At 66.5% G+C, this 18,824-nt stretch carries 9 protein-coding genes and 1 pseudogene; 5 read left to right on the top strand and 5 right to left on the bottom strand.

What is annotated here, in order from left to right; all coding sequences use genetic code 11:
• Positions 1–4: 4 nt before the first annotated feature.
• Positions 5–1,636: an NAD(P)/FAD-dependent oxidoreductase gene (locus tag BM436_RS26790; protein WP_093558593.1), complete on the bottom strand. Its 1,632-nt coding sequence runs from the start codon at positions 1,634–1,636 to the stop codon at positions 5–7.
• A gap of 61 nt (positions 1,637–1,697) precedes the next feature.
• The gene (locus BM436_RS26785; RefSeq protein ID WP_093558592.1) at positions 1,698–2,423 is read right to left on the bottom strand and encodes a 16S rRNA (uracil(1498)-N(3))-methyltransferase; all 726 of its coding nucleotides are present in this window, start codon (positions 2,421–2,423) and stop codon (positions 1,698–1,700) included.
• A 141-nt stretch (positions 2,424–2,564) separates the two neighbouring features.
• Between BM436_RS26785 and tkt the strand changes: the two genes are divergently transcribed.
• Complete coding sequence (gene tkt / locus BM436_RS26780; protein ID WP_093558591.1) at positions 2,565–4,562, top strand: transketolase; 1,998 nt, start codon at positions 2,565–2,567, stop codon at positions 4,560–4,562.
• A gap of 30 nt (positions 4,563–4,592) precedes the next feature.
• Entirely contained in the window at positions 4,593–5,603 is a 1,011-nt protein-coding gene (gene gap, locus BM436_RS26775) for a type I glyceraldehyde-3-phosphate dehydrogenase (RefSeq protein ID WP_093558590.1), read from the top strand.
• 154 nt (positions 5,604–5,757) lie between these two features.
• On the opposite strand, the gene BM436_RS26770 is transcribed toward gap, so the two are convergent.
• From BM436_RS26770 to glnE, 3 genes and pseudogenes are all read right to left on the bottom strand, one after another.
• Positions 5,758–7,647: a TonB-dependent receptor domain-containing protein gene (locus tag BM436_RS26770; RefSeq protein ID WP_371859679.1), complete on the bottom strand. Its 1,890-nt coding sequence runs from the start codon at positions 7,645–7,647 to the stop codon at positions 5,758–5,760.
• Positions 7,648–8,250: 603 nt separating this feature from the next.
• A pseudogene (locus BM436_RS38735) lies at positions 8,251–8,625 on the bottom strand (TonB-dependent receptor plug domain-containing protein); the annotation flags it as partial.
• A gap of 570 nt (positions 8,626–9,195) precedes the next feature.
• Positions 9,196–11,934: a bifunctional [glutamate--ammonia ligase]-adenylyl-L-tyrosine phosphorylase/[glutamate--ammonia-ligase] adenylyltransferase gene (glnE, locus tag BM436_RS26765; protein ID WP_093558588.1), complete on the bottom strand. Its 2,739-nt coding sequence runs from the start codon at positions 11,932–11,934 to the stop codon at positions 9,196–9,198.
• Between the two features lie 173 nt (positions 11,935–12,107).
• On the opposite strand from glnE, the gene BM436_RS26760 reads away from it, so the two are divergent.
• From BM436_RS26760 to tldD, 3 genes are all read left to right on the top strand, one after another.
• Positions 12,108–16,394: a YhdP family protein gene (locus BM436_RS26760; RefSeq protein WP_093558587.1), complete on the top strand. Its 4,287-nt coding sequence runs from the start codon at positions 12,108–12,110 to the stop codon at positions 16,392–16,394.
• Positions 16,394–17,191 carry a carbon-nitrogen hydrolase family protein gene (locus BM436_RS26755; protein ID WP_093558586.1) on the top strand — a complete coding sequence of 266 codons (798 nt, stop codon included), beginning with the start codon at positions 16,394–16,396 and terminating at the stop codon, positions 17,189–17,191. Before BM436_RS26760 ends, BM436_RS26755 begins: the two co-directional genes overlap by 1 nt.
• 120 nt (positions 17,192–17,311) lie before the next feature.
• Positions 17,312–18,772 carry a metalloprotease TldD gene (gene tldD / locus BM436_RS26750; RefSeq protein ID WP_093558585.1) on the top strand — a complete coding sequence of 487 codons (1,461 nt, stop codon included), beginning with the start codon at positions 17,312–17,314 and terminating at the stop codon, positions 18,770–18,772.
• Positions 18,773–18,824: the final 52 nt, after the last annotated feature.

The raw sequence follows: 18,824 nt of genomic DNA, 5'->3' as shown, positions 1-18,824 counted from the left end.
CTTTTTATTTCCCGGCGGCCGCCATCGACAGCGCCACCGCCTCGGCCACCTTGATGCCGTCCACGCCCGCCGACAGGATGCCGCCGGCGTAGCCCGCGCCCTCGCCGGCCGGGAACAGCCCGCGCGTGTTCAGGCTCTGGAAGTCGTCGTCGCGGCGCTTGATGCGGATCGGCGACGAGGTGCGCGTCTCCAGCCCGGTCAGCACCGCGTCGGCCTTGAAGTAGCCCTTGACCTGCTTGTCGAACGCCGGGAAGGCCTCGCGCAGCGCCGTCACGGCGAATTCGGGCAGGATGGTGGCCAGGTCGGTCAGCGTCACCTGCGGCTTGTACGACGGCACCACCGCGCCGAACGCGGTCGACGGCCGGCCGGCGACGAAGTCGCCCATCAGTTGGCCCGGCGCGTTGTAGTTGCCGCCGCCCAGCTCGAACGCCTTCTCCTCCAGCCGGCGCTGGAACTCGATGCCGGCCAGCGGGTGGCCCGGATAGTCCTCCTCGGGCGAGATGTTGACCACGATGGCGCTGTTGGCGTTGCGCTCGTTGCGCGAATACTGGCTCATGCCGTTGGTGACCACGCGGCCCGGCTCGGACGCGGCCGCCACCACCGTGCCGCCCGGGCACATGCAGAAGCTGTACACGGCGCGGCCGTTGGAGGCGTGGTGCACCAGCTTGTAGTCGGCCGCGCCCAGGATGGGGTGGCCGGCGTTGGGGCCGAAGCGGCACTGGTCGATCAGCGACTGCGGGTGCTCGACGCGGAAGCCGATCGAGAACGGTTTCGCCTCGATGTACACGCCGCGTTGGTACAGCATCTCGAAGGTGTCGCGCGCGCTGTGGCCGATGGCCAGCACCACGTGGTTGGTGGCCAGGCGCTCGCCGCTGGCCAGCAGCAGGCCGCGCACCTGGCGCTGGCCGTCGCGCTCCTCGATCTCGACGTCGGCCACGCGCTGCTCGAAGCGGATCTCGCCGCCCAGCGACACGATCTCCTCGCGCATCGCCTCCACCATTTTCACCAGGCGGAAGGTGCCGATGTGCGGCTTGCTGACGTAAATGATCTCCTCCGGCGCGCCGGCCTTGACGAACTCGGTCAGCACCTTGCGGCCGTAGTGCTTGGGGTCCTTGATCTGGCTGTACAGCTTGCCGTCCGAGAAGGTGCCGGCGCCGCCCTCGCCGAACTGCACGTTCGACTCGGGGTTCAGCTCGCGCTTGCGCCAGAAGCCGAAGGTGTCCTTGGTGCGCTCGCGCACCATCTTGCCGCGCTCCAGCACGATGGGTTTCAGGCCCATCTGCGCCAGGATCAGCGCGGCGAACAGGCCGCAGGGACCCATGCCGATCACCACCGGGCGCGGCTGGGCGCCGTCGGCGTTGACGTTCCGGGCGACGAATTTATAGCTGGTGTCCGGCGACGGCATCAAATGGGTGTCGCGCTGGTTGCGCGCCAGGATGCCGGCGTCGTCGGTGGTTTCCGCGTCGATCGAGTAGATCAGGACGATGGCGGATTTCTTGCGCGCGTCGTAGCTGCGCTTGAAGACGGTGTAGCCCGTCATCTGTTCCGGGCCCACGCCCAGGCGCGCCAGGATGGCGGCGGTCAATTGTTCGGGAGTATGGTCGAGCGGGAGTTTTACTTCGTTCAGTCGTAGCATGTGGGTTCCAGTGCCGGTAGTTATCGGGCAGGGGTGAAAAACCGCGTATTTTAACCCAGGATCACATGCCGCCCCAGGCCGCGTTCAGGGCCGCCAGCGCCGCCAGCGCGGCCGTTTCGGTGCGCAGGATGCGCGGGCCCATGGCCAGGGCGAGGGCGCCGTGGGCCAGCGCCATGTCCTCCTCCTCCGCGCTGAAGCCGCCCTCCGGCCCGACCATGATGGTCAGCGCCTGCGGCGGCTGGTGGCGCGCCCAGTCGGCCAGCGACTCGCCGGCGCGCGGCGTCAGGATCACGCGCTTGTGCAGGTCCTGCTGGACTATCCAGTCCTTGAAGTCCTCCACCGGCGCCAGGTGCGCCAGCCGGTTGCGCCCGCTTTGCTCGCTGGCTGCCACGATCACGCCCCGCCAGTGCGCCAGCTTCTTCTCGGCCCGCTCGCCCGACAGCCGCACCACGCAGCGCCGCGCCGCCAGCGGCTGCACCGCCGCCACGCCCAGTTCCACCGCCTTTTCGATGATCCAGTCCATTTTGGTGCCCTCGGGCAAGCCCTGGGCCAGGGTGATGGCGTAGGGCAACTCCGCGTCGCGCGCCGTGTGGGCCTTGACCTCCGCGCTGGCGCGCCGTTTATCCACCGTGGCCAGCACCGCCGTGTACTCGCCGCCCTCGCCGTTGAACAGCGTGACCGTGTCGCCCGGCGCCAGCCGCACCACGTGCGCGTGGTGGGCGACCGCCTCCGGCAGGTCGATGGTCAGGCCGATGGCGAGCGGGGCGGGGCAGTAAAAACGGGGCATGGTGGTCCTGGAACGGTGGCGCTTGGTTGGTTTTCTAGCGCAATTTTAAGCTCCGGGCCGATGGTCTGGTAAAATACTTGGTTCTAGCAAGCCGGCCCTAACCCCGTTGCAACCGATTCCAAACCTTCCGCAATCACCACGATGACGACTACGCTCCCCACCACTCAAATGGCCAACGCGATCCGCGCACTGGCAATGGACGCTGTACAAAAGGCCAACTCCGGCCACCCAGGCATGCCGATGGGCATGGCCGAGATCGCCGTGGCGCTGTGGAGCGGTCATCACCGCCACAACCCGACCAATCCGAAATGGGTGAACCGCGACCGCTTCCTGCTGTCCAACGGCCACGGCTCCATGCTGCACTACGCGCTGCTGCACCTGGCCGGCTACGCGGTGACGATGGACGACATCCAGTCCTTCCGCCAGATGCACTCGAAAACCCCGGGCCACCCCGAAGTGGACATCACGCCGGGCGTGGAAACCACCACCGGCCCGCTGGGCCAGGGCATCGCCAACGCGGTCGGCATGGCGCTGGCCGAGTGGCTGCTGGCGTCCGAGTTCAACAAGCCGGGCTTCGACATCGTCGACCACTACACTTACGCCTTCGTCGGCGACGGCTGCCTGATGGAGGGCATTTCGCACGAGGTGTGCGCGCTGGCCGGCACCCTGGGCCTGAAAAAACTGATCGCCCTGTACGACGACAACGGCATCTCCATCGACGGCAAGGTCGAGGGCTGGTTCACCGACGACACCCCGAAACGCTTCGAGGCCTACGGCTGGAACGTGATCCGCGACGTGGACGGCCATGACGTGGCCGCCGTGGCCGCCGCCATCGCCGCCGCGAAACAGGCCGACAAGCCGACCCTGATCTGCTGCAAGACCGTGATCGGCAAGGGTTCGCCCAACCTGCAGGGCGGCGACAAGGTGCACGGCGCCGCGCTGGGCGACAAGGAAGTCGCGGCCGTGCGCGAGTACATCGGCTGGGACGCCGCCCCGTTCGAAGTGCCGGAAGGCGTGTACGCCGCCTGGGACGCCAAGGAGGCGGGCGCCAGGCACGAGGCCGAGTGGACCGCCAAGCTGGAAGGCTACCAGGCGCAGTTCCCGGCCGAGGCGGCCGAACTGGCGCGCCGCATGGCCGGTGAACTGCCGGGCAACTTCGACCAGGCGCTGCAGGCGGCCATCGCCGCCTGCGTCGAGAAGAAGGAAACCATCGCCACCCGCAAGGCCAGCCAGAACGCGATCCAGGCCCTGGCCCCGATCCTGCCGGAATTCCTGGGCGGCTCGGCCGACCTGACCGGCTCCAACCTGACCAACTGGAAGGAATGCATCGCCGTTCGTTCCGGCAAGCCGGGCAACCACATCAACTACGGCGTGCGCGAGTTCGGCATGGCCGCCATCATGAACGGCGTCGCCCTGCACGGCGGCTACATCCCGTTCGGCGCCACCTTCCTGACCTTCTCTGACTACAGCCGCAACGCGCTGCGCATGGCCGCGCTGATGAAACAGCGTTCGCTGTTCGTGTTCACCCACGACTCCATCGGCCTGGGCGAGGACGGCCCGACCCACCAATCCGTCGAACACGTCTCGTCGCTGCGCCTGATCCCGGGCCTGGACAACTGGCGTCCGTGCGACACCGTCGAGTCGATGGTCGCCTGGGGCGAGTCCATCAAGCGCAAGAACGGTCCGAGCACGCTGATCTTCTCGCGCCAGAACCTGCCATACCAGGAGCGTTCGGAATCCGTGATCGCCAACATCGCGCGCGGCGGCTATGTGCTGAACGACGTGGCCGACGCCCAAGCCATCCTGATCGCCACCGGTTCCGAGGTGGAACTGGCCGTGGCCGCCGCCAGCGCGCTGGCCGCCGAGGGCATCGCCGTGCGCGTGGTCTCCATGCCCGCGACGGAAGTATTTGACCGCCAGGACGCAGCCTACAAGGCCAGCGTCCTGACCAAGGGCGTACCGCGCGTGGCCATCGAGGCCGGCGTCACCGATTTCTGGTACAAGTACGTCGGCCTGGAAGGCGCCGTGGTCGGCATCGACACCTTCGGTGAATCGGCCCCGGCGGGCGTGTTGTTCAAGCACTTCGGCTTCACGGTGGAGAACGTGGTAGCCAAGGTCAAATCTGTAATCGCCGCGTAACACACTTTTTTTAATCATCAGGAGCTTAGAATGACGATCAAAGTAGCAATCAATGGCTACGGCCGCATCGGCCGTAATGTACTGCGCGCTTTCTACGAAGGCGGCAAGAAACATGACATCCAGATCGTTGCCATCAACGACCTGGGCGACGCCAAGTCGAACGCGCACCTGACCCGTTATGACACCGCCCACGGCAAGTTCCCCGGCACCGTCACGGTGGAAGGCGACAACATGATCGTCAACGGCGATCCGATCCGTGTGTTCGCGCAGCGCAATCCGGCCGAGATCCCATGGGGCGAGCTGGGCGTGGACGTGGTGCTGGAGTGCACCGGCTTCTTCACCACCAAGGAAAAAGCCTCGGCCCACCTGAAGGGCGGCGCCAAGAAGGTGATCATTTCCGCGCCGGGCGGCAAGGACGTGGACGCGACCATCGTGTACGGCGTCAACCACGGCGTGCTGAAGGCGTCGGACACCGTGATCTCGAACGCGTCCTGCACCACCAACTGCCTGGCCCCGCTGGTCAAGCCGCTGCACGACGCGATCGGCCTGGAAACCGGCCTGATGACCACCGTGCACGCCTACACCAACGACCAGGTGCTGAGCGACGTGATGCACGAGGACCTGCGCCGCGCCCGTTCGGCCACCATGTCGATGATCCCGACCAAGACCGGCGCCGCCGCCGCGGTCGGCCTGGTGCTGCCCGAGCTGAACGGCAAGCTGGACGGTTTCGCGATCCGCGTGCCGACCATCAACGTGTCGCTGGTCGACCTGTCCTTCATCGCCAACCGCGACACCACGGTGGACGAGGTCAACGCGCTGATGAAGGCGGCCGCCGAGGGCCCGCTGAAGGAAGTGCTGACCTACCAGACCGAACCGCTGGTGTCGATCGACTTCAACCACAACCCGGCCTCGTCGAACTTCGACTCGACCCTGACCAAGGTGTCGGGCCGCCTGGTGAAGGTGTCGTCCTGGTACGACAACGAGTGGGGCTTCAGCAACCGCATGCTGGACACCACCGTCGCGCTGATGAACGCCAAGTAATCCCGGCGCAAGCGTAAAAAAACCCGCCCCGGCGGGTTTTTTTACGCCCGGCGAAAACACCCCTGGGGTATTTATTAAATACCCCAGGGGTGTTTTCCAGCGGGGGCGAAAAAAAGGCGCCCGCGGGCGCCTTTGGTCGTGCGTGGCCGCTGGATTACAGACTGACGCGCACGCCCAGGTAGTAGCGGCGGCCGATCGGATCGTAGATGCTGGCGTCGGTCTCGGTGCCGGTGACATTGCCTGGCAGGCCGCTGATGATGGGGGCCGGCTTGGTGTTGAAGGCGTTGTCGATGCCCAGGTAGAGCTCAACCGACTTCTTCAGCGTGTAATTGAACTGGAAGTCGTTGTAGATCTTCGAACCGGTGCTGACCGAGCGGGCCGGCAGGTCGAACTGCGCCAGGAACTGATCGTCCAGCGCCACCTTGCCGTAGTAGGTGGTGGTGGAGTTGATGCCGAACGCGCCCCACTTGTACGCCAGGTTGACGACCGCCTTGTTCTTCGGCGTGGCGCCGTTTTGCGCGGTGCTGATCTCGCCGGCATTCTCGTCCTTCTGCGCGTCCGGCAGCGGCAGGTCCCACAGCGACTTGACGTAGGTGTATGCCACGTGCGCGCTCAGGCGGCCCGGGCCGACGCGGTCCGCCCAGGAGGCGGTCAGGTCGACACCCTCGGTGCCCTTGCCGCCGCTGTTCGAGACGGCGGTGTCGCTGAACTGGATGGCGCCGGCGCTGCTGCTGCCGACGTTGGTCGGGTAGCGGGTGATGAAGGAGCAGAACGCCGGATTGCCGCCGCCGTAGCACTGGTCCAGCGAGTATTGGCGCGGCGTGCTGACGATCGCGTCCTCGATCTTGATCTTGAAGTAGTCGGCCGTGAAGGTGAACTTGCTCAGCGCCGGGATGGAGCGCGGCGTCAGCACGATGCCGATCGTGCTCGAAATGCCTTTTTCCGCCTTCAGGTTCGGATTGCCGCGGTTGTAGCCGCTGATGCCCTGCAGGTCCGCCTGGGTCTGGGTGAACACACCGTTGGCGCGGATGTTGGCCAGCACGCCGGGATCGGCGCGGCAGGCGGCGGCGGACGGCTGGGTCGAGGTCAGCGTCACGCCCAGGCACGGATCGACCAGGCCGGTGGGGAAGTCCTGGCTGGGCGGCGAGAACAGCTCGTTGATGTTCGGCGCGCGGGTCGAGACCGCGTGCGTGCCGCGCACCTTGACGTCGTTGCTCGGCGCCCATTCCATGCCCGCGTTCCAGCTGTTGGTCTTGCCGACGGTGGAATAGTCGCCATGGCGGTAGGCGCCCAGGAAGCTCAGCGACTTCGCGAACGGCTGGTCCTTCAGCAGCGGCACGCGGGATTCGACGAAGAATTCGCGCACGTCGAACTTGCCGAAGGTCGGCGGAATCGCGTTGCCGGCGTTCAGGCCCGCCTGGGTCAGCGGATCGGGGATGCTGTACGACTCCTCCTTGCGGTATTCCGCGCCGGCCGCCCAGCCGATCTTACCGGCCGGCAGTTCGAACATTTCGCCGTTGACGGAGGCGCCGGCCAGTTTCTGGGTCACGGCATTGTCCAGCGAGCCCGGGGCGACCACATATTTCAGCGCGTCGGCAGAGATCGAGTTGAATCCGAACACGTTGATCGGCACGCAACCCTGGGCGCGCGCGTTGGCGTCGCGGCAGGCCACCCCGCCCGGCGCGGTGGCGTCCGGGACGGCTTCCAGCGCGCTGCGGAAGTTCAGCACATTGACCTGGCCGGTCGAGCTCTGCGATTCCTTGGTCTTGCCGTAGGCGATGAAGGCCTCGTAGTTCCAGTCCTTGAGCGTGCCTTTCAATCCGGTCGCCAGGCGGAAAGTGCCGCGCTCGGCGTCGGAATGGCGGGAGCCCACCTCGGCCATGCGGCGCGTGAAGTAGTAGTCGCGCGCGCCGTCGCCGTCGGTGTCGCTGATGCGGTCCCACAGGTATTGCGGCACGATGGGGTTGCGCACCATGCGGCCGTTGACCAGGAATTCGGCCGGCACCTGGCCGCCGGACGCCGGGTAGATGTCCTCCGCGCCCAGCGCGTACGGCTCGATGTTGGTGCTGGCGCGGGTAGAGGCGTAAGTGCCCTCGAAGAAGGCGCTGTGGTTCTCGTTGATCGCGTGGGTGCCGTTGGTGGCGAACAGATAGCGCTCGACGGGAACGGCGATGGTGCGCAGCGCGGAGCGGTTGTAGCCGGTCGGGTTGGCGCCGCCGGTGCCGTTCTGGTTCCACGCGATCGGGTTGCCGTTGGCGTCGTAGGTGTACGAGCCGGTGTCGTGGAAGAAGCGGCCCTGCGGCGCGAAGCCGGAATAGAACGGGCGGTCGGCGATGAAGGCGTCGGACGCGTTGCCGGTACGGATCATGGCCGAGTTCTGGTCGATGGCGGAAATGCCGCGGTCGCGCGAGTACACGGGGCCCTGCTTGCTAAAGCCGAAATGGCCCATGAAATTGCTGTTGCCGTCGGCGCTGCTGGTGCCCCAGGTTAAGGCGATTTTCTTTTTGGAGTCGTCGCCCTGGTCGCTTTTACCCATTTGGGCATCCAGCGTCACGCCATTGAAATTGCGCTTCAGGATAATGTTGACCACACCGGCGACCGCGTCCGAACCATAAGTCGCGGAGGCGCCGCCGGTCAGCAGTTCTATGCGCTCGATAAAGTCGGTGGGAATGGTATTCAGGTCGACCGCGGTTTCGCCGGGCTGGCCGGAAACAAAGCGGCGGCCGTTGACCAGCACCAGCGTACGCGAGTCGTCCAGATTGCGCAGGTTAACGGTGGCGACGCCGCCGCCGGACGTCAGGAAATTGGAATTGGTCCGGCTCAGCGTCGGCGCGCCCAGCGTTGGATTCTTTTGCAGTAATTCCTGCAGATTGGTCGCGCCCGACGCGGCGATATCGGCGGAGGTCAGGATTTGCAGCGGCGACGGCGAATCCGCGTTGGGGGATTTGATACGCGAACCGGTCACTTGCACGGTTTGAATGGCATCGGGCGTCACAGGGGTCTGCGCCTGGACTGATTGCATGGTGAATGCAAAGCCGCTTACGCAGAGCAGACGGATGGAATTGGATAATACCCGCTCTTTCATCATTGCCTTTCCTTCTCGGTGTGGAGTGTTGAAAAACAATCAAATGTAGTCACTAGCCGGCCATATGGTCAACAAGTGCCTTGTATGCGTTTGTATATGCGCGGGAGGAAGGTTGCGCTAACCAAGGTATCTTTTGAAGAATACTTAATTCTTGATAGTAATTAGATTGGTTACTATTCCATTTGAATTATTGGTTTCTTAATTGTTTCTATTTCCACGCATTCCCCACATTTATTTGTTTTTAAAGTGGAAATGTTGTCAAAAATTCGGAAGCGCGCCCCTGATCCGTGCATTCTTTGCTCTGTGCGTGCGCGCACAAAGGTTTCGCGGCCATGCCGGAAACTGGCGTAAACAAGCCAGTTTCCAGCATGAAAACGGCGGAACGAACGCGCTGCGGGCCTTTGCACGATTGTGGTGCAGATGCCACAAATATAACGTTGCGGAAATAGAAAAGCCGCCATGCGGCGGCCAGGGAGGGGGGCGGCGGGGTCGCCGCCTATATCGGCTTCAATCCGTGAATATGGCGTTCCATAAGCGGATCACGCTATCCGCGTGACCGGCCACACGGGCCGGATCGACCCGCGCATTCTCCTGTCCCTGCAAACGCATCTGGTGCTGCAGCTTGCGGAAGGCGCGGTAGGCATTGGCCACGCTGGCCGCCAGTTCGGCGTCGATCAATCCCAATTCGCCGCACATTTTCAACAGCGCGATATTGCCGACATTCCCCGTCAGCTGCGAATAAGTCGATGCGTGCTGCAGCACCAGATATTGAACGATGAATTCGATATCGATCATGCCGCCCGCGTCTTGTTTTAAATCAAACAAGTCCGATCTATTCGGCCGCGCATCCGCCATTTTCTTGCGCATGGCCAATACCTCGCCTTTTAACGGCCCGTCCACCGGGTGTTCCTTGCGCAATACCTTGCAGCGTATTTGTTCAAAGCGCTCGCCGATGGCGCTATCGCCCGCGCAGAAACGGGCGCGCGTCAGGGCCTGGTGTTCCCATATCCACGCCGAGCTGTCCTGATAACGCTCGAACGCCTGGACGCTGGAAACGAGCATGCCGCTGGCGCCGTCCGGACGCAATGCGATGTCGATATCGAACAATATGCCGGCCGACGTGTGGGACGTCATCCAGGTAATAAAACGCTGCGCCAGTTTGGCGTATTGCGCCGGCGCTTCCTGATCGTCGTCGTCGAACAGGAATATCACGTCCAGGTCGGAGATATAACCCAATTCCTTACCGCCCAGTTTGCCGTAGGCGATCACCGCGAACGCCGGTGTTTCGCGGTGGCGGGTGGCCACCGTTTGCCAGACCGCGCCCACGGTGGCGGCGACGATCACGTCGGCCAGCGCCGACAAATGGTCGGCCAGCTTTTCCACCGTCAGGTCGCCGGCCAGATCCTGCGCCAGCAGGTGGAACAGCTGGGCGTGGTGCACCTCGCGCAGGATGTCCATCTGCCGCTCGGTGTCGCCGGTGGTGGCGCGCAGCTGGGTGTCCAGCTCGGCCGCCAGCGCCACCGGGTCGAACACGGCGTTGCGGATGCGGTCGTCCAGCAGCTCGTCCAGCAGGATGGGGTGCTTGGTCAGGAACTTGGCGGCCCAGCCGCTGGCGTGCATCATGCGGATCACGCGTTCCAGCGTGTGCGGGTATTCCGTCAGCAGCGACAGGTAGGCCGAGCGGCGCGCCACCGCCTCCAGGAAGTCGAGCAGGGCGCCCAGGGTCACCAGCTGGCTGCCGATGGTCGATTGCTCGGCGGTGGCGGCGATCAGCGGCAGCGCCGCGTTCACCAGCGACACCAGCCGGTTGCGGCTGGCCTCGGGCAGCGATTGCAACCGCGGCGCCTGCCAGGTGGCGACCAGGCGCTGGGCGGCGCCGGCCGGGTCGTCGTAGCCCAGCGCGGCGAAGCGCGCCTCCATGGCTTCGCGGTTGTCGGGGTCGGCGCAGGCGTTGCTGGTGCCGGGATCGATGTCGCCGTCCTGCGCGCCGCCGCTCTTGTCGGCGAAGATGGCGTCGAACTGCTCGGCCACGAACTTGCGGTGGCGGTCCAGCTCGGCCAGCAGCGCGGCCACGTCCGTCGCGCCCATCCATTGCGCCACCACCCGCTGGTCGGCCTCGTTGGGCGGCAGGGTGTGGGTCTGGGCGTCGTCCACGTACTGCAGGCGGTGTTCCAGGTTGCGCAGGAAGGTGTAGGAGTCCAGCAGCCGCTCGACGATGTCGGCCGCCAGCAGGCCTTTTTCGGGCAGCACGCGCAGCGTGGCGCGGGTGGAGCGGTCGCGCAGGCTGGTGTCGCGGCCGCCGCGGATCAGCTGGAACACCTGGGCCAGGAACTCGATCTCGCGGATGCCGCCGCGGCCCAGCTTGACGTTGTTGCTGCGGTCCGGGTGCAGCCGCTCCTGGCGGTTGACCTCGGCGCGGATCTGCGCGTGCATATTGCGGATGGCGTCGATCACGCCGAAGTCCAGGTAGCGGCGGAAGCAGAACGGCCGCACGATGGAGTCCAGCGCGGCGATGTCGGCCGGCTTGCCGGTCACGGCGCGCGCCTTGACCCAGGCGTAGCGTTCCCACTCGCGGCCCTGCACGATCAGGTATTGCTCCACCATGCTCAGGCTGGCCGCCAGCGGGCCGGAGCCGCCGTTCGGGCGCAGCGCCATGTCGACGCGGAAGGTGTAGCCGTCCTCGGTGATCTCGGCCAGCGCCGCGATCAGCTTCTTGCCCAGGCGGACGAAGAACTCGTGGTTGGACAGGCTGCGCTGGCCCGGCCCGGCCTGGGTGTCGCCGTCGTCCGGGTATACAAAGATCAGGTCGATGTCGGACGAGACGTTCAGTTCGCCGCCGCCCTGCTTGCCCATGGCCAGCACGATCATCTCCTGCGCCTCGCCGGTGTCCTGGGACAGCGGCTGGCCGTGCAGCTCCACCATTTCCGCGTGCAGCGCCGCCAGGTGGGTCTGGATGGCGAAATCGGCGAAGCGCGTCATCGCCGTGACCACCTCGTGCAGGTCGGCGCTGCCGTCCAGGTCGCGCCGGATCAGCGTGCACACCAGCAGGTTGCGCAGGCGGCGCATGGCGCGCGGCAGGGGCAGCGGTTGGCCGCCGGCGTCGGTTTCCTTTGTCAAAAAGTCAGCAAAATCCAGTTCGGCGAGCGATAATTGCGCCAGCGCATCGACCTTGGCCGGCCGGCCTGGATCGGCGCCGGTCCAGCGCTGGAAATAACGGGATGCCGCGGTCGGGGAAGTTGCAGTCATGGATAGAGTAAAGGACAAGTAACGTAGTGTAATCGGAGCGGAGATCGGACACCCTATGCGTTAGAATGGCAACGCAGGCTGGGACGCGCGCAGGCTCTGCCGCGAGCGTCTGGATGGGCTGGAAACGATTTTAGCGATTTATTTGAAGCCGGGCCTGAATTATTAGCGTATTGATGCAAAAACCGCCAGAGGAGACAGTGACAGACAGCGTGCCATTGGCCGTGCGCTGGCAGAGGCTGCGTTCCGCCTATCGCGTCTGCAATCTGGCCACCCATCACGTGCTGGGCTTCACTGTCAAGTTGGCCCTGTTGCTGTATTTTGCGTTCGCCGTCCTGCTGCTGGCGCTGCGCTACCTGGTGCTGCCCAATATCGACCATTACAAGGGCGATATGGAAAGGCTGGCCAGCCGCGCCGTCGGCAACCCCGTCACCATCGACCGCATCTACGCCTCCTGGTCCGGCCTGCATCCCAGCCTGTTCCTGGGCGACGTGCGCCTGCGCGACAAGCAGGGCAAACAGGTGCTGACGCTGCCCAGCGTGTCGGCCACGCTGTCGTGGTGGAGCGTGGCGGCGCTGGACGTGCGCTTCGAATCGCTGGAACTGATACGCCCCAACCTGGACGTGCGGCGCGACGCCGACGGCAAGCTGTACGCGGCCGGCGTGTTCATCGACCTCAATCGCAAGGGCGACGGCAAGGGCGCCGACTGGCTGCTGGCGCAGCGCGAGATCGTTATCCGCGAAGGCAAGCTGGTCTGGACCGACGCGCTGCGCGGCGCGGCGCCGCTGGCGCTGGACAATATGAACCTGGTGCTGCGCAACAAATGGCGCCGCCACCAGTTCGCGCTGACCGCCACTCCCGCCGCGGAGTTGGGCGGGCCGGTCGACGTGCGGGCCGACTTCCTCCACCCCACCTTCGCGCAGCGCCCGTCGGACTTCCGGCTGTGGCAGGGCGAGGTCTACGCCGACGTGCGCAGCGCCGACCTGGCCGCCTGGCGGCGCCACCTGCGCTATCCGCTGGACCTGCGCTCGGGCACCGGCTCGGTGCGCGCCTGGGTCTCGATCGACCACGCCAAGCTGGCCGGCTTCACGGCCGACGTCGGCCTGAACGACGTGGTCGCCGCGCTGGGGCCGGACCTGGAGCCGCTGGACTTGCTGGAAGTGCGCGGCCGCGTCTCGGCGCGCGAGGAAATCCCGGCCGCGCTGCAAAGCGGCCAGCCCGCCTTCGGCGCGCTGGGCCACAGCATCAACCTCGCCAATTTCTCGCTGCGCACCCGCGACGGCCTGGCCATGGCGCCGACCAACCTGGCCGAGCGCTACGCGGCCGCCACCGCGAAGACGCCGGAACGCATGGAGCTGAGCGCCAGCGTGCTGGACCTGCGGGCGCTGGCCGCGCTGGCCGGCCGCCTGCCGTTGACGGCGCAGCAGCGCCAGATCCTCGCCGACGTGGAACCCAGCGGCCGGCTGCTGGACGTGTCCGGCGCCTGGACCGGCAGTTACCCGGCGCTGCTGTCCTACCAGTTCAAGGGCACGCTGGAGCGGCTGGGCATGAAGCCCCGCGCGGCGCGCCTGCCGCAAGCGAAGACGGCGCACGCGCCCGCCGTGCGCGGCATGCCGGCGCTGCCCGGCTTCGACAATCTCAGCGGCACCATCGAGGCCAGCGACAAGGGCGGCGCCTTCACCCTGGCGGGCGACCGGCTGGTGCTGCGCATGCCGGACTACTTCGCCGACGCCGACATGGCCTTCGACAAGCTCGCCGGCCGCGCGCGCTGGTCGTTCGAGGGTAATGAAAAGCTCAAGGTGGAACTGGACGAGCTGGCCTTCGCGCAGGACGGCCTGAGCGGTACGCTGTCCGGCAGCCACGTGATTCCTCTGGACGGCAAGAGCGCGGGCAAGGCCGATTTCACCGGCAAGCTGGACGGCTTCGACGTGAAGAAGATAGGCCGCTACCTGCCGCTGCAAACGCCCGAGCACCTGCGCCACTGGCTGACCGGCGCGCTGGAGGACGGCCGCGCCGACGACGTCGCGCTGCGCCTGCGCGGCGACCTGGCGCATTTCCCGTTCAAGGGCCACACGGCGGCCGACAAGGCGAGGGGCGAGTTCCGCGTGGCCGGCCGCATCAGCAATGGCAAGCTCAATTACGACCCCGGCTATTACGCCAAGGACGGCAAGTCGCCGCTGTGGCCGCAGGCCGAGCGCATCAAGGGCAGCTTCCTGTTCGAGGGCACGCGCATGGAGATCCGCGGCGACACGGCCGCCACCGGCAACAACGTGGCGCTGAGCAATGTGAAGGCCGTCATCGCCGACCTGTCCTCGCACGACAGCATCCTGGAAATCGACGGCAACGCCGCCGGCGCCATGCAGGACTATCTGCACTACGTGGCGGCCAGCCCGGTGCTGGAGTGGATCGGGCACTTCACCGACGAGACCACCGCCACCGGCCAGGCCAGGCTGGCGCTCAAGCTGCACCTGCCGCTGCACCGCCTGCCCGAGTCCAAGGTGCTGGGCGTGCTTCAGCTGCAGGGCAACGACGTGGTGCTGTGGAACGACATGCCGCCGGTGCTGGGCGCCACCGGCAAGATCGAATTCAACGAGAAGGGCGTCAACCTGAACGGCCTGGCCGGCGCCTTCGTCGGCGGCCCGGTGGCCGTGTCCGGCGGCACCCAGCGCGACGGCAGCATCCAGGTGCGGGTGGGCGGCGCGGTCACCACCGACGGCCTGCGCAAGACCTGGCCGACGCCGGCGGTGCAGCGCGTCGCCAACCACTTGAATGGCGGCACCCGCTACTCGGCGCTGGTCAGCGCGCGCGACCACCGCTACACGGTGACGGTCGATTCCAGCCTGGCCGGCCTGGGGCTGGACTTCCCCGCGCCGCTGAACAAGAACGCGGCCGACCTGATGTCGCTGCGCTTCGTGCTCAACGGCGCCAACGCCAACGAGGCCGGCCTGATGCGCGACGACATCCGCGTCTCGCTGGGCGCCGGCATCAGCGCCGCGTGGCAGCGCCAGCGCCAGGGCAAGGGGCCGTGGAAACTGGTGCGCGGCGGCATCGGCGTCAACGTGGCGCCGCCGGAGCCGGACAGCGGCCTGGCGCTGAACGCCAGCCTGAAGTCGCTGAACGTGGACCATTGGGTGGACCTGGCCGACCGCCTCGCCGGCAAGTCCGGGGCCGCGCCGGCCACCGCGGCGCCGGCCAGCGGCGCGCCTGCCATCGTTCCGGTCGCCTTCGCCGCGCCGGCGACCGCTGCCGCCACCGCGCCGGCCATCGTTCCCGCCACCGCGCCGGGCACCGCTCCCGCCGGCGCCGCGGACGGTCCCGACCTGGCGCAATACGTGGTGCCGGACCTGATGGCCGCGCGCGCCACCGAGCTGACGGTGGCCGAGCGCAAGCTGGACAATTCGGTGGCCGGCGTCACCTATCAAAAAGGCGTGTGGCAAGCCAACATCGAGTCGGCCCAGGTGGCCGGACACGTGACCTGGAGCGAATCGCCCACCGGCCAGGGCGTGGGCAAGGTGACGGCGCGGCTGTCGTCGCTGATCATCCCGGCCTCGTCGGCCCACGAGGTCAAGGACTTGCTGGAGAACAAGGGCGCGCAGCCTTCCATCCCCGCGCTGGACATCGTGGCCGACCGCTTCGAGCTGTTCAACAAGCCGCTGGGCCGGCTGGAGCTGCAGGCGCACAACGCGCCGGTCGCGTCGGCGCGGGAATGGCGCATCAGCAAGCTGCTGCTGTCGAACGCGGACGGCGAGCTGATGGGCCATGGCCGCTGGGTGGCCAGCAACGGCCAGCACCAGACCAACCTGAACTTCGCGCTGGACATCGTCAACGCCGGCAAGCTGCTGGACCGCTTCGGCTTCGTCGACACGCTGCGCAACGGCAGGGGCACGCTGAGCGGCGACATCGCCTGGAAGGGCCTGCCGTACGCGCTGGACATCCCCTCGCTGTCCGGTCACATCAAGCTGGACGTGGAGAAGGGCCAGTTCCTCAAGCAGGACCCGGGCGCGGCCAAGTTGCTGGGCGTGCTCAGCCTGCAAGCGCTGCCGCGCCTGCTCAAGCTGGACTTCCAGGACGTGTTCTCGGAAGGCCTGGCCTTCGACGGTATCACCGCCAACGCCGTCATCACCCAGGGCATCGCCCGCACCGACAACCTGAAAATGCACGGCATGGCCGCCACCGTGCTGATGGAGGGCACCGCCGACATCGCCAACGAGACGGCCAACCTGCACGTGGTGGTGCTGCCGGAGGTCAACTTCGGCACCGCGCCGCTGGTGTACGCGCTGGCCGTCAATCCCGTGATCGGGCTGGGCAGCTACCTGGCGCAGCTGTTCCTGAGCCAGCCGCTGGCCAAGTCGCTGGCCTACGAGATGCAGGTGACGGGCCCCTGGCGGGCGCCCGTCATGACCAAGCTGGACAGTTCGAAAACCATTCCCCCTGTGAACCAAGCCAAGAGGAAAGCCGAATAATGAACACCGTCGCCGCAATCCAGATGATTTCCACGCCCTCGGTGGCCGACAACATCGCCACCGCCGGCCGCCTGATCGAGCGGGCCGCCGCCACCGGCGCCAGGCTGGTGCTGCTGCCCGAATACTGGGCCATCATGGGCCTGTCCGACACCGACAAGGTGCGCTGCGCCGAGCCGCTGGGCAGCGGCCCCATCCAGGAATTCATGGCCGGGATGGCGCGCCGCCACAGCGTCTGGCTGCTGGGCGGCACCTTGCCGCTGGCGTCCAGCGACCCGGCCAGGGTGGTCAACACCACGCTGGTCTACGACGACCAGGGCAATCACGTGGGCCGCTACGACAAGATCCACCTGTTCGGCTTCACCAAGGGCACCGAATCGTACGACGAGGCGCGCACCATCGTGCCGGGCGACACGGTCGGCACGGTCGACACGCCGCTGGGCAAGGTCGGCATGTCGGTCTGCTACGACCTGCGCTTCCCCGAGCTGTACCGCGCGATGGGGCCGGTGTCCCTGATCGTGGTGCCGGCCGCGTTCACCTACACCACCGGCAAGGCGCACTGGGAAGTGCTGCTGCGCGCGCGCGCCATCGAGAACCAGTGCTATGTGCTGGCGGCGGCGCAGGGCGGGGAGCACCGGAACGGCCGCCGCACCTGGGGCCACAGCATGCTGGTCGACCCCTGGGGCGAGATCAAGGACGTGCTGGCCGAGGGCGAGGGCGTGGTGCACGGCGACATCGACCGCCTGTTCATGGACAGCGTGCGCGAGAGCCTGCCGGCGCTGAAACACCGGACAATGTAAACCCGAGGCAGATGCTGGGGTCAGACCCGCCGGGTCTGACCCCAGCAACTGCCGTTGGTTGTAGCGAGCGTTCCCTTGGGCTTCCCGTTACAATGACAGCATCTTACTAGAGGCAACAACATGACCCCATTCGAACCCAATCTGTCCACCCTGGCCGTCGCGCGCGATCTGCTGCTGACGCCGTTCGGCCTGGACGAGGCCAAGCTGCTGAAAACGCTGGGCACCATGTTCACCCACAAGGTCGATTACGCCGACCTGTATTTCCAATTCACCAAGAACGAGGGCTGGAGCCTGGAAGAGGGCATCGTCAAGACCGGCAGCTTCTCGATCGACCAGGGCGTCGGCGTGCGCGCCGTGTCCGGCGACAAAACCGCCTTCGCCTACTCGGACGAGATTTCCGAGATCGCGCTGCTGGACGCGGCGGCCGCCACGCGCACCATCGCGCGCGCCGGCGCCGGCAAGATCAAGGTGGCGTCGTCCATGACGCAGCAGGGCGGCCGCGCGCTGTACCTGCCGCACGATCCGCTGGTGTCGCTGGACGCAACCGCGAAAGTGAAACTGCTGGAGCGCGTGGAAAAGATGGCGCGTGCCAAGGACCCGCGCGTGGTGCAGGTGATGGCCGGCCTGGCCGGCGAGTACGACGTGGTGCTGGTGGTGCGCAGCGACGGCGTCTTGGCGGCCGACATCCGCCCGCTGGTGCGCGTGTCCGTCACCGTGATCGCCGAGCAGGACGGGCGCCGCGAGATGGGCTCGTCCGGCGGCGGCGGCCGCTACGACTACGGCTACTTCACCGACGAGATCCTGGAACAGTACGCCGAGGACGCCGTCAAGTCGGCGGTGGTCAACCTGGACGCGCGCCCCGCGCCGGCCGGCCCGATGACGGTCGTGCTGGGACCGGGCTGGCCCGGCATCCTGCTGCACGAGGCGATCGGCCACGGCCTGGAGGGCGATTTCAACCGCAAGGGCTCGTCCACCTTCTCCGGCCGCATCGGCGAGCGCGTGGCGGCCAAGGGCGTCACCGTGGTCGACGACGGCACGCTGGCCGACCGCCGCGGCTCGCTCAACATCGACGACGAGGGCAACCCGACCCAGTGCACCACCTTGATCGAGGACGGCATCCTGAAGGGCTACATCCAGGACACCATGAACGCGCGCCTGATGAAGATGCCGGTCACCGGCAACGCGCGCCGCGAATCGTTCGCCCACCTGCCGATGCCGCGCATGACCAACACCTATATGCTGGGCGGCGACAAGGACCCGGGCGAGATCCTGGCGTCGGTGAAGAACGGCCTGTACGCGGTGAACTTCGGCGGCGGCCAGGTCGACATCACCAACGGCAAGTTCGTGTTCTCGGCCAGCGAGGCCTATATGATCGAGAACGGCAAGATCACCTACCCGGTCAAGGGCGCCACCCTGATCGGCAACGGTCCGGACGTGCTGAACCGCGTGTCCATGATCGGCAACGACATGAAGCTGGACTCGGGCGTGGGCGTGTGCGGCAAGGAGGGCCAGAGCGTGCCGGTGGGCGTCGGCCAGCCCACGCTGCGGCTGGACGGCGTCACCGTCGGCGGGACCGCTTAACAATTTCCTTGCAAAGATCGGTCGAATATCCTATAGTTGACCGAACTTAATT

Origin of the sequence: Pseudoduganella namucuonensis, assembly GCF_900116645.1 — a bacterium.
Classification (GTDB): Bacteria; Pseudomonadota; Gammaproteobacteria; order Burkholderiales; family Burkholderiaceae_D; genus Rugamonas; species Rugamonas namucuonensis.
This window is presented reverse-complemented; position numbering and strand designations above follow the sequence as displayed.